General features: G+C 63.8%; 12 protein-coding genes and 1 pseudogene. 10 read left to right on the top strand and 3 right to left on the bottom strand.

All coding sequences use genetic code 11. The features are described 5' to 3' along the window. Window positions 1–20: 20 nt before the first annotated feature. The 3 genes from ACQP1G_RS35245 to ACQP1G_RS35235 are packed head-to-tail and all read left to right on the top strand — an operon-like array spanning window position 21 to window position 4,221. The gene (locus ACQP1G_RS35245) at window positions 21–1,178 is read left to right on the top strand and encodes a tyrosine-type recombinase/integrase (protein WP_433192224.1); all 1,158 of its coding nucleotides are present in this window, start codon (window positions 21–23) and stop codon (window positions 1,176–1,178) included. Then, window positions 1,175–3,655, top strand: a complete 2,481-nt coding sequence (locus ACQP1G_RS35240) for a tyrosine-type recombinase/integrase (RefSeq protein ID WP_433192223.1) — start codon at window positions 1,175–1,177, stop codon at window positions 3,653–3,655. Before ACQP1G_RS35245 ends, ACQP1G_RS35240 begins: the two co-directional genes overlap by 4 nt. Next, window positions 3,652–4,221 carry a hypothetical protein gene (locus tag ACQP1G_RS35235; protein ID WP_433192222.1) on the top strand — a complete coding sequence of 190 codons (570 nt, stop codon included), beginning with the start codon at window positions 3,652–3,654 and terminating at the stop codon, window positions 4,219–4,221. The genes ACQP1G_RS35240 and ACQP1G_RS35235 overlap by 4 nt, the downstream gene beginning before the upstream one ends. Before the next feature lie 76 nt (window positions 4,222–4,297). Here ACQP1G_RS35235 and ACQP1G_RS35230 read toward each other — a convergent pair whose 3' ends face one another. The 3 genes and pseudogenes from ACQP1G_RS35230 to ssb all read right to left on the bottom strand — a co-directional run bounded on the left by ACQP1G_RS35230 (window position 4,298) and on the right by ssb (window position 7,106). Beyond that, a complete protein-coding gene (locus ACQP1G_RS35230) occupies window positions 4,298–4,927 on the bottom strand; it encodes a hypothetical protein (RefSeq protein ID WP_433193998.1) in 630 nt (209 codons plus the stop codon). 918 nt (window positions 4,928–5,845) lie between these two features. Beyond that, window positions 5,846–6,241 (bottom strand): hypothetical protein, encoded by a 396-nt coding sequence (locus ACQP1G_RS35225; protein ID WP_433193997.1) that lies wholly within the window; start codon window positions 6,239–6,241, stop codon window positions 5,846–5,848. Window positions 6,242–6,672: 431 nt separating this feature from the next. Then, window positions 6,673–7,106: pseudogene (gene ssb / locus ACQP1G_RS35220) on the bottom strand (single-stranded DNA-binding protein). Window positions 7,107–7,496: 390 nt separating this feature from the next. On the opposite strand from ssb, the gene ACQP1G_RS35215 reads away from it, so the two are divergent. From ACQP1G_RS35215 to ACQP1G_RS35185, 7 genes are all read left to right on the top strand, one after another. Further along, window positions 7,497–7,631, top strand: a complete 135-nt coding sequence (locus ACQP1G_RS35215) for a hypothetical protein (RefSeq protein ID WP_433193996.1) — start codon at window positions 7,497–7,499, stop codon at window positions 7,629–7,631. Window positions 7,632–8,398: 767 nt separating this feature from the next. Further along, window positions 8,399–9,361, top strand: a complete 963-nt coding sequence (locus ACQP1G_RS35210) for a vWA domain-containing protein (protein ID WP_433193995.1) — start codon at window positions 8,399–8,401, stop codon at window positions 9,359–9,361. 38 nt (window positions 9,362–9,399) lie between these two features. Beyond that, complete coding sequence (locus ACQP1G_RS35205; protein WP_433193994.1) at window positions 9,400–10,104, top strand: hypothetical protein; 705 nt, start codon at window positions 9,400–9,402, stop codon at window positions 10,102–10,104. Next, entirely contained in the window at window positions 10,101–12,008 is a 1,908-nt protein-coding gene (locus ACQP1G_RS35200; RefSeq protein WP_433193993.1) for a hypothetical protein, read from the top strand. Before ACQP1G_RS35205 ends, ACQP1G_RS35200 begins: the two co-directional genes overlap by 4 nt. Before the next feature lie 3 nt (window positions 12,009–12,011). Continuing rightward, on the top strand, window positions 12,012–14,810 hold the full coding sequence (locus ACQP1G_RS35195; RefSeq protein ID WP_433193992.1) for an AAA domain-containing protein: 2,799 nt from the start codon (window positions 12,012–12,014) through the stop codon (window positions 14,808–14,810). Window positions 14,811–15,036: 226 nt separating this feature from the next. Next, a complete protein-coding gene (locus ACQP1G_RS35190; RefSeq protein WP_433193991.1) occupies window positions 15,037–16,017 on the top strand; it encodes a M48 family metalloprotease in 981 nt (326 codons plus the stop codon). Next, window positions 16,017–17,555: a restriction endonuclease gene (locus ACQP1G_RS35185; protein ID WP_433193990.1), complete on the top strand. Its 1,539-nt coding sequence runs from the start codon at window positions 16,017–16,019 to the stop codon at window positions 17,553–17,555. Before ACQP1G_RS35190 ends, ACQP1G_RS35185 begins: the two co-directional genes overlap by 1 nt.

The following is a 17,555-nucleotide window of genomic DNA, read 5'->3' as shown; positions in this document are numbered from 1 at the left end:
CGACCAGAAAGCGAGCATCTATGCGGGCATTTCCGGTGAGTTTGCCGTCCGGGCAGCGGTATTGGACGGTGCTGGACGAGGAGTTGCGGATCGTCGGCGTCGCCGACGAGTATTTGCGGCATCTGCGGTTCGGCCGCGACGCGGCCGAATCCACGACGAAGGCGTATGCGCACTCGATCACGTTGTTCATGCGCTGGTGCGCCCGGTCGGGCCGGACCTGGCAGGCCGGGGTCGAGCAGTTCGCCCTGTTCATGACGTGGCTGGCGCATGCCCCTGCGTCGGCTGATGCCGCGACGGTGGTCGCGGGTCCGGGTGCGGCACTGCGATGCCCATCGCGGATCAACGGTGTGCTGACCGCAGTGCGGGGCATGGTCGTCCACGCGATCGCGGCCGGTCACGGTGAACCGGGACTGGTGGCGATGCTGTACGAGGTAGCCGACGATCGCGACCTGCCGGCCGAGGCTCGCGGCGAGGACGGGCGGATGGCGTGGCGGATGCGAGTGCGGCATCGGCTGCCCGAGCCGGAGACGATGGTCGAACGAGCCAGTGACACCCAGATCGTCGCGCTGCTGCGCGCGTGCAGGTCCGCGCGGGACCGGCTGATCGTGCTGCTTTTGGCTCGCGCCGGGCTGCGGCGTGGGGAATTGTGCGGGCTGCGCCGCAGCGACGTGCATCTGCTGGTGGACTCGCGGCGGCTGGGTTGCGAGGTTGAGCGTGCGCATCTGCATGTGGTGCGCCGCGAGGACAACCCAAATGGCGCCGTGGCAAAGTCCCGCCGTCAGCGGGTGGTGCCGCTGGATTTCCTTGTGGTGCAAGCCTTCGATACCTACGAGTTCGAGCGCATGCGCATCCCTTCTGCTGCCAGCAGTGATTTCGTGTTCGTCAACATGTTCCGCGGAACCATCGGCGCGCCGATGCGCCCGGACGCTGTCGCGGAGTTGATGGCCGCCGCGTCGCGGCGGGCCGGGCTCGACGCCCCGGTCCGGCCGCATCAACTGCGGCATGCCTTCGGCAGCAACGCCGTCGACGCCGGAGCCGGCATCGACGTGGTCGCCGACCTTATGGGACACGCGTCGATCACGTCCTCCCAGGTCTATATTCATCCGGACTCCTCCAGGCTGCGCGCGGCCGTCGACTCCGTGCCCAGTCCCCGCGAGCTCGGCGCGGTGAACCGATGACAGCCGCCGTCGTAGACCGCGCGGTCGAATGGAACGGCCTGGAGGCGATCGAGTTCCCGCATGTGCTCGCCGGTGTCGGTCTCGCCGGCCCGGCTGCGGTGCTGGCACGAGCACTGGATAAGGAGCTGCTGGCCGAGGCCGGGTGGGATCCGGTCGCCCGGATTCTGTTCCTGCCTGCCGAACATCGGCTTCTCGGCCGGAAGGTATGCCGGGTCCACCAGTGCATCGGGACCGCCCACGACGATTACCCAGACATCTGCCACCGGTGTTTCACCAGGCTGTCCCGCATGGGCATGACCATGGCCGAGATCACCGCCAGCGATGCGCTTCCTGCCGCGCCGCTGCCGGCGCCGCGCTGCGCGGTCCCCAAATGTCGACGCCTGCCGATCGTTCCGGGTGCCCAGTTGTGCGAACCTCACGCAGCAAACTTCCGCGCCAGGCGCATTCGTGTGAGCGTCGCAGAGTTCGCGCGGCATCCGCGTGTTCGTCCCCACCCGCTGTCGCCGGATTGCTTGGTTTCGGCGTGCACCCGCGCCGCTGACGGGGCGGTCGGTTACTGCGGCACGCACTTTCAGCGGCGGTCGGTAGCCCGTCGCGATGATCCGAATATCGACGAACGATCCTGGCGGACAACGGAATCGGGAGTGGCTGAACCAGGGCAGGTGAACCTGCGGGCACTGCCCGAGCTGGTGGTCGTGGAGGTGCTGATCGGCATGCAGGCACGCCTGCGTGACGGGTTGCGGCTCACCGATGTCGCGATTCGGGCAGTCTGCGACACCCTGCGCCGCCACCAGGTCGCCACCATCCACGACTGCGATCCGAAACTTGCCCCCGACCGGCGGCCGAGGTCGATCATGACGTCGTTCACCCGCGACGTGCGCCGGATGCTCACCGACCCCGGCATCGAACAAGCAAAGGACACTTGGGATCTGGCCATCTTCGGTCACCCGGGGAGGCTGTCGTTCACCATGATCACCCAGCCATGGTTGTCCAACGCAGCGAAGCGGTGGGCGGCCGAGCAACTGCCGCACCATCGAGGCAGTGGCGCATCGCGGGTTCGCGGCAAGATCAATAACATGGGGCGGCTGTCCGAACACCTCGCTCGCCGGCCCGACCATGGTCTGGATCCCGCCGCTCTCGGACGCCCCGATCTGGAAGGGTTCCTCAACCGGCTCGGCCACCTGGAAGCCACCGGACGAATCGGCCGCTATCAACGCAACATGATCTGCCGCGACGTGCGTCAGGTGCTCGCCGGAATCCGATCCCTGGGCCTGACCCGGCCCGGTCAGCACGCGGCCGGACTGCCTGGCGACTTCGCCGTCGAACACGTCGACATCCCTGCCGATCCCGAACGCGGCGAACCCGGACGCTGCCTGCCGCCAGAGATCATGACAGTGCTGTGTGCCAACCTCGACACCCTCCGGCCTGCCGAGGTCCGGGTCGCCACCCAGATCGGCATCGACACCGGCCGCCGTCCCGAAGACATCCTGAACCTCACGCTGAACTGCCTCGACTACGACAAGGACGGCGGCCCAGTGCTGGTCTACGACAACATCAAAGCCAACCGGCTCGGCCGACGGTTGCCGATCAGCAAGGCCACCGCCGACGTCGTCATCGCCCAGCAGCAACGGGTCCGGGAACGATTCCCCGACGCACCCTCGGCGCAGCTGAAGCTGTTGCCCACCCGGTATCGGAATCCCGACGGGCGCAAGGCGATCAGCAAAACAACCCTGCAAGCGCGTCACCGCGACTGGCTGGCCACGCTGCCGACATTGCGCACCCGCGACGGCGTCGACTTCGACAAGTCCCGGGTCGTGCCCTACGGATATCGCCACACCTACGCCCAAAGACATGCTGACGCCGGGGTTCCGATCGATGTCCTGGCCGAGCTGCTCGATCACCGCAGCTTCTCCGTGACCCGCCGCTACTACCGCATTGGGGAAGACCGGCGCCGCGCCGCGGTCGACACCGTCACCGCGCTCAGTTTCGATCGGCACGGCAACCGGATCTGGCGTGACGCGCGGATGCTGCTGGAATCCGAACGCGTCCGTCACGCCGTCGGCGAGGTCGCCGTCCCCTACGGCACCTGCACCGAACCTACCAACGTCACAGCCGGCGGAGGAGCCTGCCCGGTCCGGTTCCGCTGCGCGGGCTGTGATCACTTCCGCACCAACATCGCCTACCTGCCCGACCTGCAAGCACACCTCGACGACCTGCTGCGCACCCGGGAACGCCTGTCGGCCGCCGTCGACGGAGTCGACGACTGGGCCCGCGTCGACGCCACACCAACCCAGGAAGAAATCACCCGCATCCGGCGGCTGATCAACCGGATCAAAAGCGACATCGCCGACCTCGACGAGGACGAGCGCGCCCACATCGACGAGGCGGTCGCCGTCGTGCGCCGTCACCGCGCTGCCCACAGCGTCCCGCTCGGCATGCCGACTCTCACCACTCCCACCACGGAGGCCAGCGCATGAGTTCAACGAAATCTGCCCGCGCGCAACACACCACGAGCTCCGGCCCGATGCTCGACGGCCGCCGCAACGACTCGATGCGCCGCCGCCAACGCGTCATCGCGATACTCGACCGAGCCGCGGCCGACGGCGAGCAGCCCAGCACGGCCGCCATCGCTCGCGCCGCCGGAGTCGACCGAACTTTCCTCTACCGGCACCGTGACCTGCTGGAGAAAATCCATGCGCTGCAAGCAGATCCAGCCACCACGTCCGGGACCGGACCGGCGGTAACCCGTGCCTCGCTGCAAGCCGACCTTCTCGCTGCCCACGAACGCGCTGCACGGCTCAACGCCCGGGTCCAGCACCTCGAGAAACGGCTGTCCGAAGCACTCGGCGAACAGACGTGGCGCGAGTCCGGGCTCGGCGCACCCACCGACATCGACGCCCTCCACCAGCGGATCAACCAGCTCGAACAACACAACCTCGACCTGCAGCAGCAACTCGAGGAACGTGACCACGACATCGCCGCAGCCCGCGCCACCAACTGCGAACTCATGGCCCGGCTCAACACAACAACCCGAACGCGATGACACGCCGCGAGCCCGCTTGCACCACGGCTGTTGCGACCGCTAGCATTCCTCGCATCAGCCTCTGAACTGCACAAATTCAGAGAATCGCGGAAGTGCACGCGGCTGGAGCCCCGGAGAACAGACCGTAGGCGTAGGCGGTCTTGATCATCTGCGCGTCGCGCAGCGCCGCGAACGCGCCTTTGCGACCGGAGTTGGCGATGACCTCGACCCGTTGGTCGAGGTAGTCGAACAACCGCTGTAACTCGTCGTAGGACAACGGCCGCCGCTCGGGCCGGCCTTCGTAGTTGAGCAGGTGCGCGGTGGTGTTCCACTCATGGCAGATCTGAGATGGGATCTGCCCGAACCGATCTCGGCATTGACGCACCCACTCGTAGCGCTGATCGGTCAGATAGTCGCAAAACATGCGAAGCACCAAGTGGTAGCCCCGAATCGTCGACGGTGCCAGCCGGCCACCGCTGTCGGAGGTCAGCGAGACCGTGAAGTCCTCGACATCGGAGGCCGTCCACTCCCAGGGATAGGTTTCCGCGAAATTCCGGAACCGCTTGATCAGCGCGATCCGCGGTTCGATCGTCGTCACCGCCAACATTCGAGACCTCTGCTGGTTCTCCCAGCCGAGGAGCATGCCCTCGAAAACCGCGGCGGCTTCATCGAGATGCCGCACTCCCTCGACCAGGACCAGCCCTGCCGATCCAGGGACCTTCGTCAAGAAACCACTCCAGCCGTCAACGGAAAAGCGACAATGTCGCATCACCGTAGCGACAGCTGCTTGCTCGTCAAACTCGTCCAGGTCGACAGGATCGCGGTAGTCCCGACACGTCCGATAGTCCACCTGCGTGACCTCGAACTTGTCTCATTTCCGTCGATAGTCCCGCTTAGTGCCTCGGATGCAAGAGGTGTGCTTGTGGAAATGAAGGGGAGTGGGGTGGTGAGGGTGGAAGCGAGGAGGTTGAGCAGGGGTGAGTGGAGTTGCGTGGCGGTGTGCGGATGGAGGTGAGTGTAGTTGTGGGCGTGAGGATGTGGGTGGGTTGGTGGCTCGGTGAGGCTGGTGGTGGCCGGTCCGTCACGGGAGTGGGCACCGCGACGGACCGGGGTATCGAGAGCCGCCGATGGGCGGCGGGGAGCCGTTGTGCGCGAGCGGTTCTGGCCTACTTCGTACCGCGCTCGGTGGTGGTGGTGGAACACTGGCAGCGGCAGCGAGATTCGGTCAGGGGGCGCCCCCAATACACGAGGATGGCGAACCAGCACAGGACCCAGATCGACCCATCGTGGTCGGAGAGGAAGTCGAGCCAGGGGTTGGTCACGGCATGTACCTCCAAGGGGGAGGGAATGGGGTTTGGTGGTTGGTGACCGGTCCGCCGCCGGAGCGCGATGCTGCGGCGGGCCGGGGGATGTCAGACCAGTTGTGGGCGGGCAGGTGTGGAGAGGAAATTAGGTCAGGCGGCGGTGCGGTAGAGGTCGCGGGCATTCGCCGCACAGGTCGTCGATGTCGATGTCGATGTCGCGGCCGGGGGTATAGCAGGAGCAGCAACGTCCGGTCCGTAACTGCACCGGAGTCAAGGTCGTGATCGGCGTGCTCGATGCCGACGGTTGCGCGGCTCGGTCGCGGAAGGCCACGACCAGCCCCTCACGACCCGGGTGGAGCGTTGCTGCAAGTCGTGCGCGGGTACGGCGGCGGGTAGTGGTCGGCGAGGTGTTGGCAGTTGGCGGCGACCTCCTCGGCGAGGGTGAAACCTGCCGGGAGGGCAGGGATTCCGGTGCGGTTGTGGTCCCGGCAGTGTTGGCAGAGTCCGTCGTCGCTGAGGCGTTGGCCGGTGGTGTCGGTGCGGAAATGGTCGTTGCAGGCGCGTTCGCCGAAGCAGTGGACACACACCCAGCCTTGCAGTGGCGGGAGGGTGGTGTGGTCGTAGTCGAGGCCGTCGCCGTTGGGGTAGGAAGGCGGGTCGGTTGTCGTCGCGGATGTCGAGGCCGGTTCGGGTGCGGGCGATCGTGTCGGTGTCGAAGTCGTCGCGGGTGCGTGCACCGGCGCGGTCGCGTTCGGTGCGGACCTGTTCGCCGACTTGGCGCACGTAGTGCCGATCCCAGGCTGAGGGTTCGGGGCCGGTCGGTGTCGCGCAGGAAGCGGGTGCGGATGTAGTCGGTGACGACTCGGTCCTCGTGCACGGGACGACGTTTGGTGGTGATCGCCTCGATGTGTTCGTTCCGCCGCCTCGCGCGTTTGGCCGCGATCTACGTAGCGGTCGAGGGTTTGCGGTTCACCACAGGTGTGTCGTCGGTGGCGAGCAGCCTCCGGAGGTTCGAGTCGATGGCGGTAAGCGGGACGGTCGTGATCCATCGGGGCTGGTTCTCAGCGGGCCGGTACAAGCCGGGATCGGTACGGTGACAAACAGGTCGAGCCACGCCCGCAGGCTGGGGTTGGAACGTCGCCACAGTGAGCGCAGGGGAGGCGCGCGATCACGTATGGCTCGTGGGTGAAGGTGTCGGCGAGTCGCGTGAGGCGGTCGAGGTCGTCGGTGGTGGCGAGTTCGGTGAGGGCGTGTTCGAAGGTGTCGCGGGCGTCGTAGTGGCCGTGGCGTATAACGATGCGACCTCGTCGGCATCGAGCTCGAAGACGGTGCGCTTGTCGCCTTCGCGGGTTTGGTAGGTGCGCTGTTTGAGTCGTCCGGACATGATCACCCGTACACCGCGGGGCAATGACGACTAGGCCACGTTCTCCGCGGCCTCGCGCCAGATGCTGCAGGGCATGAACAACGGGTCGCCGTCGGTCCACTCGTTGGTAGTGCGGTCGAGGCGACCGCGAAGTTCGCGACAGCGACGCCCGCGGGCGTGAACCTCAACTCGGCTGCGGCAGTGAAACCGATGACAGTAATGACCGTGTCTCCAGCCATGATGATCCTCCAAACGATAGTAGTGGACAGTGGTGTTCCCGGATGCTCACGGCAGCAGGGGATTTGAGGAATGCCTGCCGGCTTCTCGAACCCATTGGGCCAGTGGGGCTGTCGAAGGCAGTTCGCCGTTCGATTCCGCGCGAACGACCCTTCGGAATTCGTGAACCCATGGGAGTCGGCGTGAATCCCAGCCCGGATGCGGCAATCAGATTCCGATGACGGTGATTTCCGCACGAAGGCCTTGGGTCCTACCGTCAAAGGTCTCCGTTGTTTGTGCAGTTCCGACCCGAGTCGAATGGTGTTGACGGGAACAGGAATCGGCACACCGTCGGCCTCGCCGCTGTCTGCGGGGCGAGGGTCTCTCGGCACCTCCGGGCTCACCGATCCGGCGTGGGTTCAGGCGGCGATATCGATATCGATGTCGTGGTAGTCGATGTCTCCGGCGGCGGCTTGTTCGACGTCGGTGAGGGGGAAGTCAAGTGCGGCGGCTTCGGCAAGGAAGTGCAGATTGCGTTGTGTGGCTAAGGAGTTGGTGCGCCATAGGGATCTGTCGAGACCGGTTTCGTGTGGCGATGATCATGGCAGTCACGATCACCCACGCCCGTGCCGGCGTGGCGGCTTTGATGACCTTGACCAGAACGTCGGAGGTGCCGCCGACGCCGATCCGATGCAGCACCTTCCGCAGGACTCCAGTGTCGAGTTCGTGGGCGAGGGATTCGGCCACGAAGGCCGCGGCCAGGTTCGCCGGGGTGCGGCGGGTCAGGAATTTGACCTGTGCGGTTGTCGCGGCGTTCGGCCGCGGCCTCACGTCGGATGTTGAGCTCGTCGACCCGGGCACGCTCTTGACGGGCTTGCTCGCGTAGGCCGCTGCCTTCTCCACTGCCGCGGCCGCTGTCTCGCTCTCGTCGGTGTCAGTGTAAGAGTCGTCGGCGGAGCGGTCCGGCGAGATTGCGGGGTAGCTGATGGCGAGGTTGCCAACCTGGCACGGAAGGTCGCGGAATCGGCATCGGATGTCATACGTGATCGATTAACATCGCGATGGAATCATGAGGGCGGCAATATCTTTCGGCTTCTGGTGATAGGGGTGTCCGCCTGAGGTTTGATCTTGCTGCGCACTGAACCTGGCGCAGCCTCACATCGAGGCTGGCCGGAACGAGGGAGGGGAAATACTGCGTCGTTCCGTGCATGTAGCGAACCGCCGTTGCGGCGCGCTGCATGAAGGTGCCGTGTGGTGGTCTGAGCGGTTGCTCTGCCGGCGGTGTCGGTGATCTGTTATCAGAGGATGGAGAGTCATGTATTCGGCGGAGATCAACCGTAAACAGCCAGCACTATTGATGTTGCTGGTAGATCAGTCGTTTTCGATGTCCGAGCCTGCCGGGCAGGGGCAGGGTACGAAGGCTGACGTGTTGGCGCTGGCCGTGAACAACCTGCTGGGCAATGCGGTGTTGTTGTGCAGTCGTGGCGGCGAGAGGATCTACAACTATTTCGAGGTCGGGGTTGTGGGATACGGTGCGAAGATCGGGCCGATCCTGCACGGTGCCGATGCCGAGCGGCGGGTGTTGCCGGTCAAGGAACTTGCCGAGAATCCTCGCCGTGTCGACACAGTGACGCGGCGAGTGCCGGATGGTGCCGGTGGAGTCGTGTCGGTGAAGCAGCAGATCCCTGTCTGGGTGGATCCACTGGCGGATGGTGCTACTCCGATGGTGTCGGCCTTGAGCTACGTCGAGCCGGTGATCGCATCCTGGTGTGTGGGCCATCCATCGAGTTTCCCGCCGATCGTAATCAATGTGACCGATGGTGCAAGCACCGACGGGGACCCTCGGGACGCCGCTGATCGGATCCGCAAGTTGTCCACCGACGACGGCGCGGCGCTGGTGTTCAACCTACATTTGTCGGCCCTCGGTGGGCAGGCGGTGACCTTCGCGGACACTGCGGAGGGTTTGAGCGACCCGAATGCGCAAGGGCTATTCGAGGCATCGAGTATCTTGCCGCCGTCGATGCTGGAAGCGTCTGCGGCACTTGGGTATCCGGTACGTGTCGGATCACGTGGGTTCCTGTACAACGCGGATGTCACGATGGTGATCGACTTTCTCGATATCGGTACGCGCGCGGTCACCCCGACCGGCCTCAAGGATCTCATTACCCCGACTGACAATGATGAGGTCTCCGGCGACGGCGGCGATGCAACTTCAGTCGATGGCGATCATGATGGCGATGACAGCACTCACAATGGTGGCGACCAGCCGACGCTGTGATCGAGTGTGCGGAAAGCCCCTCGGATACAGGGGATACGGTGACCAGGGCTCCGGTAGCGCGGCTGGCGACTCATCATAAAGAAGGGCGCGACCCCGACGAGAACGACGATCGCGCGGTCGGGGGAACCGGTTCGCGTTTCGCACTTGCCGACGGCGCGTCGACGTCCGCGCGCGCTGATGTGTGGGCAGAAATTCTGGTGTGCGCCTATGTGCTTGAGGGCGCGGATATTCTCGAACCGATCGTTCTGGAGAGTCTCAGGTCGGACTGGTGGCAGCAAGTGCACAGCGATGATCTTCCCTGGTATGCGCTGGCGAAGCTGCAGCACGGCGGTGCCGCAACCTTCGTCGGAATGGATATTAACTTTGCCGAGCAACGGTATTGTGCTTTCGCTGTAGGTGACGCTTGCCTGCTGCATATACGTCGCGGGCGGGTGATCACGGCGGGTCCGTTGAATCATCCGCGCCGATTCGGTCGCACTCCACCGCTGATTACCACGCAGGCCGGGGATCACTCTCATCGGGCGACGCTCTGGGAGCACGAGGACGGCTACGTGTGCGGTGATCAGGTCGTGCTCGCGTCCGACGGGCTTGCCAAGTATCTGCTGGAACAGCATTGCAGTGGTGCGACTATCGACGTGGCCGCGATCCCCGGCAACGACAACGAGTTCCGAGCGTGGGTGGCGGACGCGCGTCGCGCTGGTATGGACAACGATGACACCACGATCTGCATGGTGCAACTATGAGATTGCCGAGCCTGCTGAATTACCAACTCGCGTTGCAGGATCCACGTACTGCTTTCAGAAATGTCGACCTGCTTCGGGCCGGTACTACTGAGCTCAACGCGCAGGGGATGCCGTCGGTTGCTTCGGGTGGGTTCGCTGCGACATTCACCGTCAAAAGTGTTGGTGGGCAACGTTTCGCGGTGCGCTGCTTCCACAAGCAAGGGCATGACGACCGTCGATTGCGCGAGCGCTACGAGCACATTCATCGGTTCGTGGCCAGTCATCCGAAGTTGGCGTTCCTGATCGACGCGGTCTACCAAGACGACGGGATCATCGTGAACGGCACCGGTTTTCCGATGGTTTGGATGCGGTGGGCGGTCGGTGAAATGCTGGGTGTGTGGGTTGAGGACTGGATCGAGTCCGAACAGGATCCGGCCGCCATCGAGACTGTGCGGATGGCGATCGCGGACGCTGTTGTCGCACTGCGTGCCGCCGGTGCCGCGCACGGCGATCTCCAGCACGGGAATATCCTTGTCGGTAAGGATCTTTCGATCAAATTTATCGACTACGACGGCATGTATCTCGATGCGTTCGCGGGTACATCGTTGCAGGCCATCGAACAAGGCCACCGCAACTATCAGCACCCAGGTCGTGGTGGTCGTTTCGACAGCGGCATGGATACTTTCGCGGCAGCGGTCATCGACGTTTCGCTGCACGCATTGCGGCACCAGCCATCATTGTGGGACGACTTCGGTGGTACCGGCGAGAACCTGATATTCACCGCGCGAGACTTCGTCGATCCAGAAAACTCACCGGTGTTCGCGGCGCTTGCCCGCATCCCTGGGGTCGCCGAGGATGCCTCTCGGCTGCGGCGCGCCTGTCGAACCGACTACAGCTACGTCGAAGCAGTCTTGGCTGGTGCTGCGGTGACCGCACCGACGGCAGGTGGGTTCGCACTGGCTGTCGGTGAGATAGTCGCTGGCGGTGAACGCGAGAAATTGCTGAAACGTGAGGGCGAAACCGTCACCGTGTACGGGACAGTCCAATTCGCTATCGTCAACAAGGGACGCCAGGGCCGTGACGTGGCGTTGATTAACCTGGGTGACTACACCCAGGGTGATTTCACCATCGTCGCCTACGACGACGTCGCTCGTCGGCTCTACGCCGAGTTCGGAAGTCTCAGTCAGCACGGGAAACGCCTTCTGAGGAAACTGCGCGGCTGGCAGGTCGCGATCACCGGGACCGTCGTGATCTACGTGAACAAGGGCGTCCATGTTCCCCAGATCGAACTTGTGCGCGTCGGCCTGCTGCGCAATCTCACCGACCAACAGATCGCCGCGCTGACAACCCCGCCACCTCGAGTCCCACCGATGCCACCCAGATCTACCCGGGCATCAGAGACCGCGGCTACACCACCCTCGGCTCCTCCATCCGCGCCGGTAACAGCGGAAGCCGTTGTACCGCCTGTTGATCGCTCGGCGGCACAAGCGCGCCGCGAGGCACGGCTCAGCGAAATGTACAAGAACTACTCCGCGGCGCCGACATCACAACCTCCGCCGACTCCACCGCGGAAGAGTCCGCCGCCGGCTGCCGCGTCGACTGCGCTCAGACCGGGGGCACCAATCTCGCGACCGCACATCCCGGCATCGTGGTCCGCGCGACCGGCATCTTCGGTGTCGCCGCCGTCCAACCAGCCGTCCCGGTCGGCGGCCTCTCGACATACCCCCTCAGCCCCGTCTCGCCCGGTGGTTCCTTCTTCCCCTCCTACTTTGCCTCCGCCACTGCCCGCATATTCGCATGTTTCCGACCCGTGGGCGCAACCGGCCGATAATCCACGACGCGGGGGGATATCGGTGCGTTGGGGTCTGGTGTTGTGGGTGCTGGTGATCCTGGTCCTGCTGATCGCGCTGACCCTGGTGGCATGAGCGATGATCGATGCGCGTCGAGTCGCTGTCATCGTCCGCGAACGTAACGGGGGCATAGTAGAGAACAAGACCGCCGAAATAGTGGACTACCGCATCGATGGCCGTCTGGTTCATATCACCTACGGGCGCAATACCACCTATCACTACGGCAGTGATCGGGTCTATATTGCGGGCAGCCCGCGGCAGTTGCCGCTGGACCCGCAGACCGAGATCCTCATCGATGGCGAGTTCTGCGACAGCGCCGGTGGCGCTTACCATTTCAACACCCCCGACGGTGGCTGGTGGCACATCTTCTCCCATGACGGGACGTGGCGTGCGTGCCGGACCAACCAGGTCGAGATGGTTCGCAATGGTGCTGCCGATCCTAAATCGGCTGCGGTACTCGGGTATTGGCGCACGCTGGCAGGGCTGCTTCCCGCGGAGGGCCGCTTACTGCGGCAAGGACTCGAACAGCTCACCTTCGTGCATGCTGACAGCGTGCTGCACCGCTTCCTCATCGGCGGGCGCATGGAGCAGCGCAAGGACACACCAGTGCCTCGCATCTACCCGTTCCACACCAATCTCAGTCAACGCGACGCGATCGACAACGCGCTGCGATTCCCAATATCGGCGGTCGACGGGCCGCCCGGTACCGGCAAGACGCAGACCATCCTCAACCTGATCGCCAACATTCTGCTCGACGAGTCCAAGACCGTTGCGGTCGTATCCTCCAACAATGCCGCGGTCGACAACGTGCGTGAGAAGCTCGATGGTGTCGGGATCGGGTATGTCGTGGCCAATCTGGGGCGATCGGAGAAGAGGCGGCAGTTCCTCAGCGCGCAGTCACAAGCGAGCAGGAATAGTCTCGTCGCGCGGCTGCTCGCTACGGCTGGGTCCTCCACCGCCTCCATCAAAGAGCTTGCCGCACTTGATCGTCGGCTGCGAAGCCTGCAAGCCACTCAGGGGCAGCTCGCGCAGCGGCGATCCGAACGCCACGGCTACGTTCTCGAGCGCGAACACTTCATGAACTACTTCGATCGTCAATCCCTGCCGGCTCCGGAGTTGCTTCCGGTGCTGCGATGGGGCGCGGACAAGCTGCTGGACTACATCGCCGATACCGATCCGGAGATGGCACGCGCCGGTGCGTTACCCGAGCTGCTCGACCGGATCACTCATTGGATCAAGTACCGCTCGATGCGCGCGGTCGATGCCGCCGACGTCGAAGTAGTCCTGCGGCTACAGCGGCTCTATTTCGACAAGAAGATCGCCGAGCTCGACGACGAGATCGCCAGGCTCGAAGGCTCCCTCGGCTCGGCGAAGTTCGAGCAGCTGACCGACCAGCACCGTGAGCGGTCGTTGCAGTGGCTCACCGACCGCCTGCGTCACCGCTACACCGAACACTCGCCGAGAGCCTACAGCCACAACTACCTGGACCAGTGGCGGAGGTTCAGTCGCGACTACCCGGTAATTCTCAGCACATGTCATTCCCTGCAACGCAGTATCGGTACCGGCCGAATGCTCGACTACCTCATCATTGATGAAGCCTCGCAGGTGAACCTGCTCGAAGCCGCGAACGTGCTGGCGTGTTGCAAGAACGTCGTCGTGGTGGGAGATCTCAAGCAACTGGCCCACATTCCTGGGCTGGAGCAAACCGATTGTCCGTCGGCGCCGCACCCGGTGTACGACTTCCACCGTCACAGCATCTTGTCCTCGCTGATCGAGTTGTACGGGCAGGCGTTACCGCGCACCATGCTGCGCGAGCACTATCGGTGCGATCCCGACATCATGGGATTCTGCAACAAGAAGTTCTACGACGACGAACTGATCGCCTTCACCACCAGCACGCCGGGCTGGCAATCGATGGTCGTTGCGCGCACCGTTCCGGGCAATCACATGCGCCGCCACGCTGCCGGAAGTCGCTCCAACCAACGAGAAATCGATGTGATCGAACGCGAAATCCTTCCGCAGTATTGCGTCGGCTTCGCTCCGACGGACATCGGCGTCACCACTCCCTATCGCAAGCAAGTCAGCAAGGTCACGGACGCGCTCGTCGACGCCATCGAAGCCGACACGATCCACCGGTTCCAAGGCAGGGAAAAGGATGTGATCGTCATGACGACCGTCCTCGACGAAACGCCGCCGAATCACGATGACAAATACGGGCTCGGGTTCCTCGATGACCCTCATATGGTCAATGTCGCTGTCTCACGGGCAAAGAAGCGGTTCGTGCTCGTGACCAACCACGACATGTTGCCCCGCAGCCGAAACCTTCGCGACCTCATCGGTTACATCGGATACCGGAACCCAGGTAGTGGGGTTTTTGACAGCTCGATCGTCTCGGTGTTCGACTTGCTCTACCACGACTACTCTGCGCGTCTCAGACCGCTCATGGCTCGCATTCGCCGTCGCTCACGATTTTTGTCCGAAGACATAATCGCGACTGTTCTGGAAGGTCTTCTGCAGGAACAGAATTACCTCGGTCTGGCCATCAGGACCGAGGTGCTGGTGCGGAATCTGCTGCCCGACATCAGCAAGCTGACAGCGGTCGAGGCGCGGTACGTGAACAACCGAGCAAGGTTTGATTTCGTCGTGTTCAACCGAGTTACCAAGCGATGGGTATGCGCGATCGAGGTCGACGGGTTCGAACACCATGAAAACGACCCTGCGCAGCTGGCACGAGATGCGTTGAAGAACAATGTGTGCACAAAGTACCGCATCCCGCTCCTGCGCCTACCCACCACCGGGAGTGAGGAGATTCCGCGCATTCGAGCTGCTCTCGACAAGGTTCTGGCCCCCGGCTCCAGCATCGGTGGGTTGTTGTGACCGACCTGTTCGAGACGCAGCTGGATGTCGAGCTCGGCTCGATCGATCCGGGCATACCAACACATCGAACTCGGGCTACGCTCAACCGTTGTAGCGGGTTCATCAAACTGGGGGCGTGATGACTGCGGGGCAAGGACGATACGATCAGCCGGAACCGGGCGCTTACCAGCCGGGACCTCAATCGTGGCGGCCATCCAGTGCTGCGAGACCCCGCCGCGGTATACATATGACGACAGCGTTCCAGCTGCTCCTGGGACTCCCGTGGTTCGTGTGCAGCCTCGTGGTGATAGGTCTGGTCGCGGAGCTCGCAGCGTCGGGCAATGTTGTCGTGGTGTGGGCAGCGATCGGGGCGTTCGTGTTGTCCGGGGCTGCGGTGTTCGCTGGTCCGGCGGAGTTCATCATCGCGCGCGTGATATTCCGTTTGCGTCGTCCGACACTGGCTGAGCAGCAGCGGCTCGATCAGGCGTGGGGTCCGGTGTCGTGGGCGGCAGGTGTCCCGCCGGATCGGTATCGATTGTGGGTGCAGGACTCCGGCGAGTTGAACGCGTTCGCTACATCCGGACATATCGTGGCGGTAACTCGTGCCGCTCTCGATCGTCTTCCACCACAGCACCTTTCGGCGGTGCTGGCACATGAGCTGGGACACCACCTCGGCGGTCATTCCTGGGCAGCATTGCTGACGTACTGGTACGCCTTGCCCGGGCGCATGGCGGCGCGGGCATTGTTCGCGACAACCCGGTTTCTGTTCGCCGTCGTCGCAGGTTTGACTCTGGGCGCGGCCGGTGGAGTCATCGCTGGGCGAGCCGGTGGTGAAGCAGCGGGCTGCATCATGGGACCGTTGGTGCGGCTGTTTCCCTGGCTGGGTCTAGGCGCGATCACATGGTTCATGTATTCCATCCACCCCGCGTTGGTGCTGGTGTGGGCGATCCCGTTCCTGCTGGCCTGGGTCAGCCGATGCGGGGAGGGATATGCAGATCGTATGGCTGCCGACCTCGGTTACGGCCCGCTCCTTATCCAAGTTCTATACGGCTGGCTACGGGCCGGGGACGACGATGCCCGGCGGCGCCGTGGACTGCGCGCGAGCCTGTTCGCCACGCATCCGTCCCACGCCGAGCGGATCCGGGCACTTGAGAAGCATGTCTACGGGCAGACCCGCATCGGTGACGGTTCGTCGGGTGGACGAGACACATCTGAAGGTGGTTGGTGATGGCATACGGTTCTCCCTACGACCCGTACGGCGGTTACGGATCGGATCGTGAACGCAAGGCGTGGGAACGCCAGCAGGCACAGGCCGCTGCTGAGCAGCGGGACCGGCAGGCGGCATTCGCGACCGACGAGATCGAGGAGCGGGTCGCGGAACTGGAGAATTTGTTGCGGTCTTCGCTCGGTCGGGATCCGCGCATCGAAGTCAGCTCGTTCTACAGGCGGGCGGAGGTTCCTCCGCTCGATCTCGGTGCTCTCGCCTTCCCGAACCCTGCGCCAGCGTGGAATCCACCGGCGGAACCGGCTGGTGTGGCGCGAATGTTCGGCGGCAAGAAGCGGTACGAGGAGGAGCTGCGGCTGGCCCAGCAGCAATTCGCTCAGGCAGAAGAGGACTACCTCCGGGCAGAGGCGGCACGGGAACAGCACATCGCGCGGAAACACCAAGAGCACCAAGATGCGGTCGAGCAGGCAGAGTGTCTGGCGGCTGAGGCGAACGCCCAGATAGACGGCTGGCTCGCACGGGTCCGGGAGGGGGATCGGTTGGCGGTCAGTGAGTACATGGAGGAGGTGTTGCGCAGATCCGGCTACCCGAGCAGCTTCCCGAATCAACGGCAAGCCGGGTATGTGCCGGAGTCGACCCGATTGGTGGTGCAGTGGTATTTGCCCCCGATCGAGGCGGTGCCCGAACAGAAGGCGTACCGGCATATCAAGTCCCGCAAGGCAATCGAGCCCACGGTGCGACCGGTGAAGGAGATTCGCAAGCTGTATCAAAGCGTCATCGCCCAAATTGCCTTGCGCACGGTTCGAGAGGTGTTCGCTGCCTCATCCGAAGAGCTGATCAGCACGGTCGTATTCAACGGAGTCGTGCGTGCGGTGTCCCCGGAGACCGGGCAGCGGATCGACGCCCCACTGATCTCGATGCGCGCCACTCGCGATCAGTTCGCGCGCCTGATTCTCGATGAGCCGAAGTTCAATCCCGTTGCCTGCGTGCGGAAACACTTCTTCGCCGATGTGTCGGAGCATCCCGACGAACTGGTGGCGGTGAAGCCGGTAATGACCTTCGACATGGCCGATCCCCGGATCATCGATCCGGTCGACGTCATCTCCGAACTCGACAAGCGCCCCAATCTGCTCGATCTCACGCCGACGGAGTTCGAAGCATTCATCCAGAATCTCTTCGCGAGAATGGGATACGACACGAAACTGTTCCGAGCCAGCGGGGACCGTGGTGTCGATTGCGTGGCATACGACACGGATCCGCTCAAGGGCGGCAGACTGATCATTCAAGCCAAGCTGTACACGCACACGGTGAAGCCGAACCACGTCCGCGAACTATGGGGGACCGTTGAAAGCGAAGGCGCGCTCAAAGGAATCATGATCACGACCTCCGGGTATGGGCCGGAGAGTGAGAGGTTCGCCAACGGCAAGCGCCTGACGTTGATCGATGCCAGTGGTTTGCTGTCACTATGCCAGCAGCACGATATCCCCGCTCGAATCGTCAATCGCAACAAGAATGGGAAGACACCGCCGGACGCGCAATAA

It is taken from the genome of Nocardia sp. CA-107356 (assembly GCF_050946365.1).
Classification (GTDB): domain Bacteria; phylum Actinomycetota; class Actinomycetes; order Mycobacteriales; family Mycobacteriaceae; genus Nocardia.
The sequence above is the reverse complement of the archived record's forward strand: the minus strand, read 5'-3'. Positions and strand labels throughout refer to the sequence as shown.

What these genes read in the sequence shown, in the direction of transcription:
- ACQP1G_RS35210 (WP_433193995.1), top strand. Translation starts at nt 8,399, where the DNA reads ATGTATTCGGCGGAGATCAACCGTAAACAGCCAGCACTATTGATGTTG.
- ACQP1G_RS35185 (WP_433193990.1), top strand. Translation starts at nt 16,017, where the DNA reads ATGGCATACGGTTCTCCCTACGACCCGTACGGCGGTTACGGATCGGAT.
- ACQP1G_RS35245 (WP_433192224.1), top strand. Translation starts at nt 21, where the DNA reads ATGCGGGCATTTCCGGTGAGTTTGCCGTCCGGGCAGCGGTATTGGACG.
- ACQP1G_RS35200 (WP_433193993.1), top strand. Translation starts at nt 10,101, where the DNA reads ATGAGATTGCCGAGCCTGCTGAATTACCAACTCGCGTTGCAGGATCCA.
- ACQP1G_RS35190 (WP_433193991.1), top strand. Translation starts at nt 15,037, where the DNA reads ATGACGACAGCGTTCCAGCTGCTCCTGGGACTCCCGTGGTTCGTGTGC.
- ACQP1G_RS35195 (WP_433193992.1), top strand. Translation starts at nt 12,012, where the DNA reads ATGATCGATGCGCGTCGAGTCGCTGTCATCGTCCGCGAACGTAACGGG.
- ACQP1G_RS35240 (WP_433192223.1), top strand. Translation starts at nt 1,175, where the DNA reads ATGACAGCCGCCGTCGTAGACCGCGCGGTCGAATGGAACGGCCTGGAG.
- ACQP1G_RS35235 (WP_433192222.1), top strand. Translation starts at nt 3,652, where the DNA reads ATGAGTTCAACGAAATCTGCCCGCGCGCAACACACCACGAGCTCCGGC.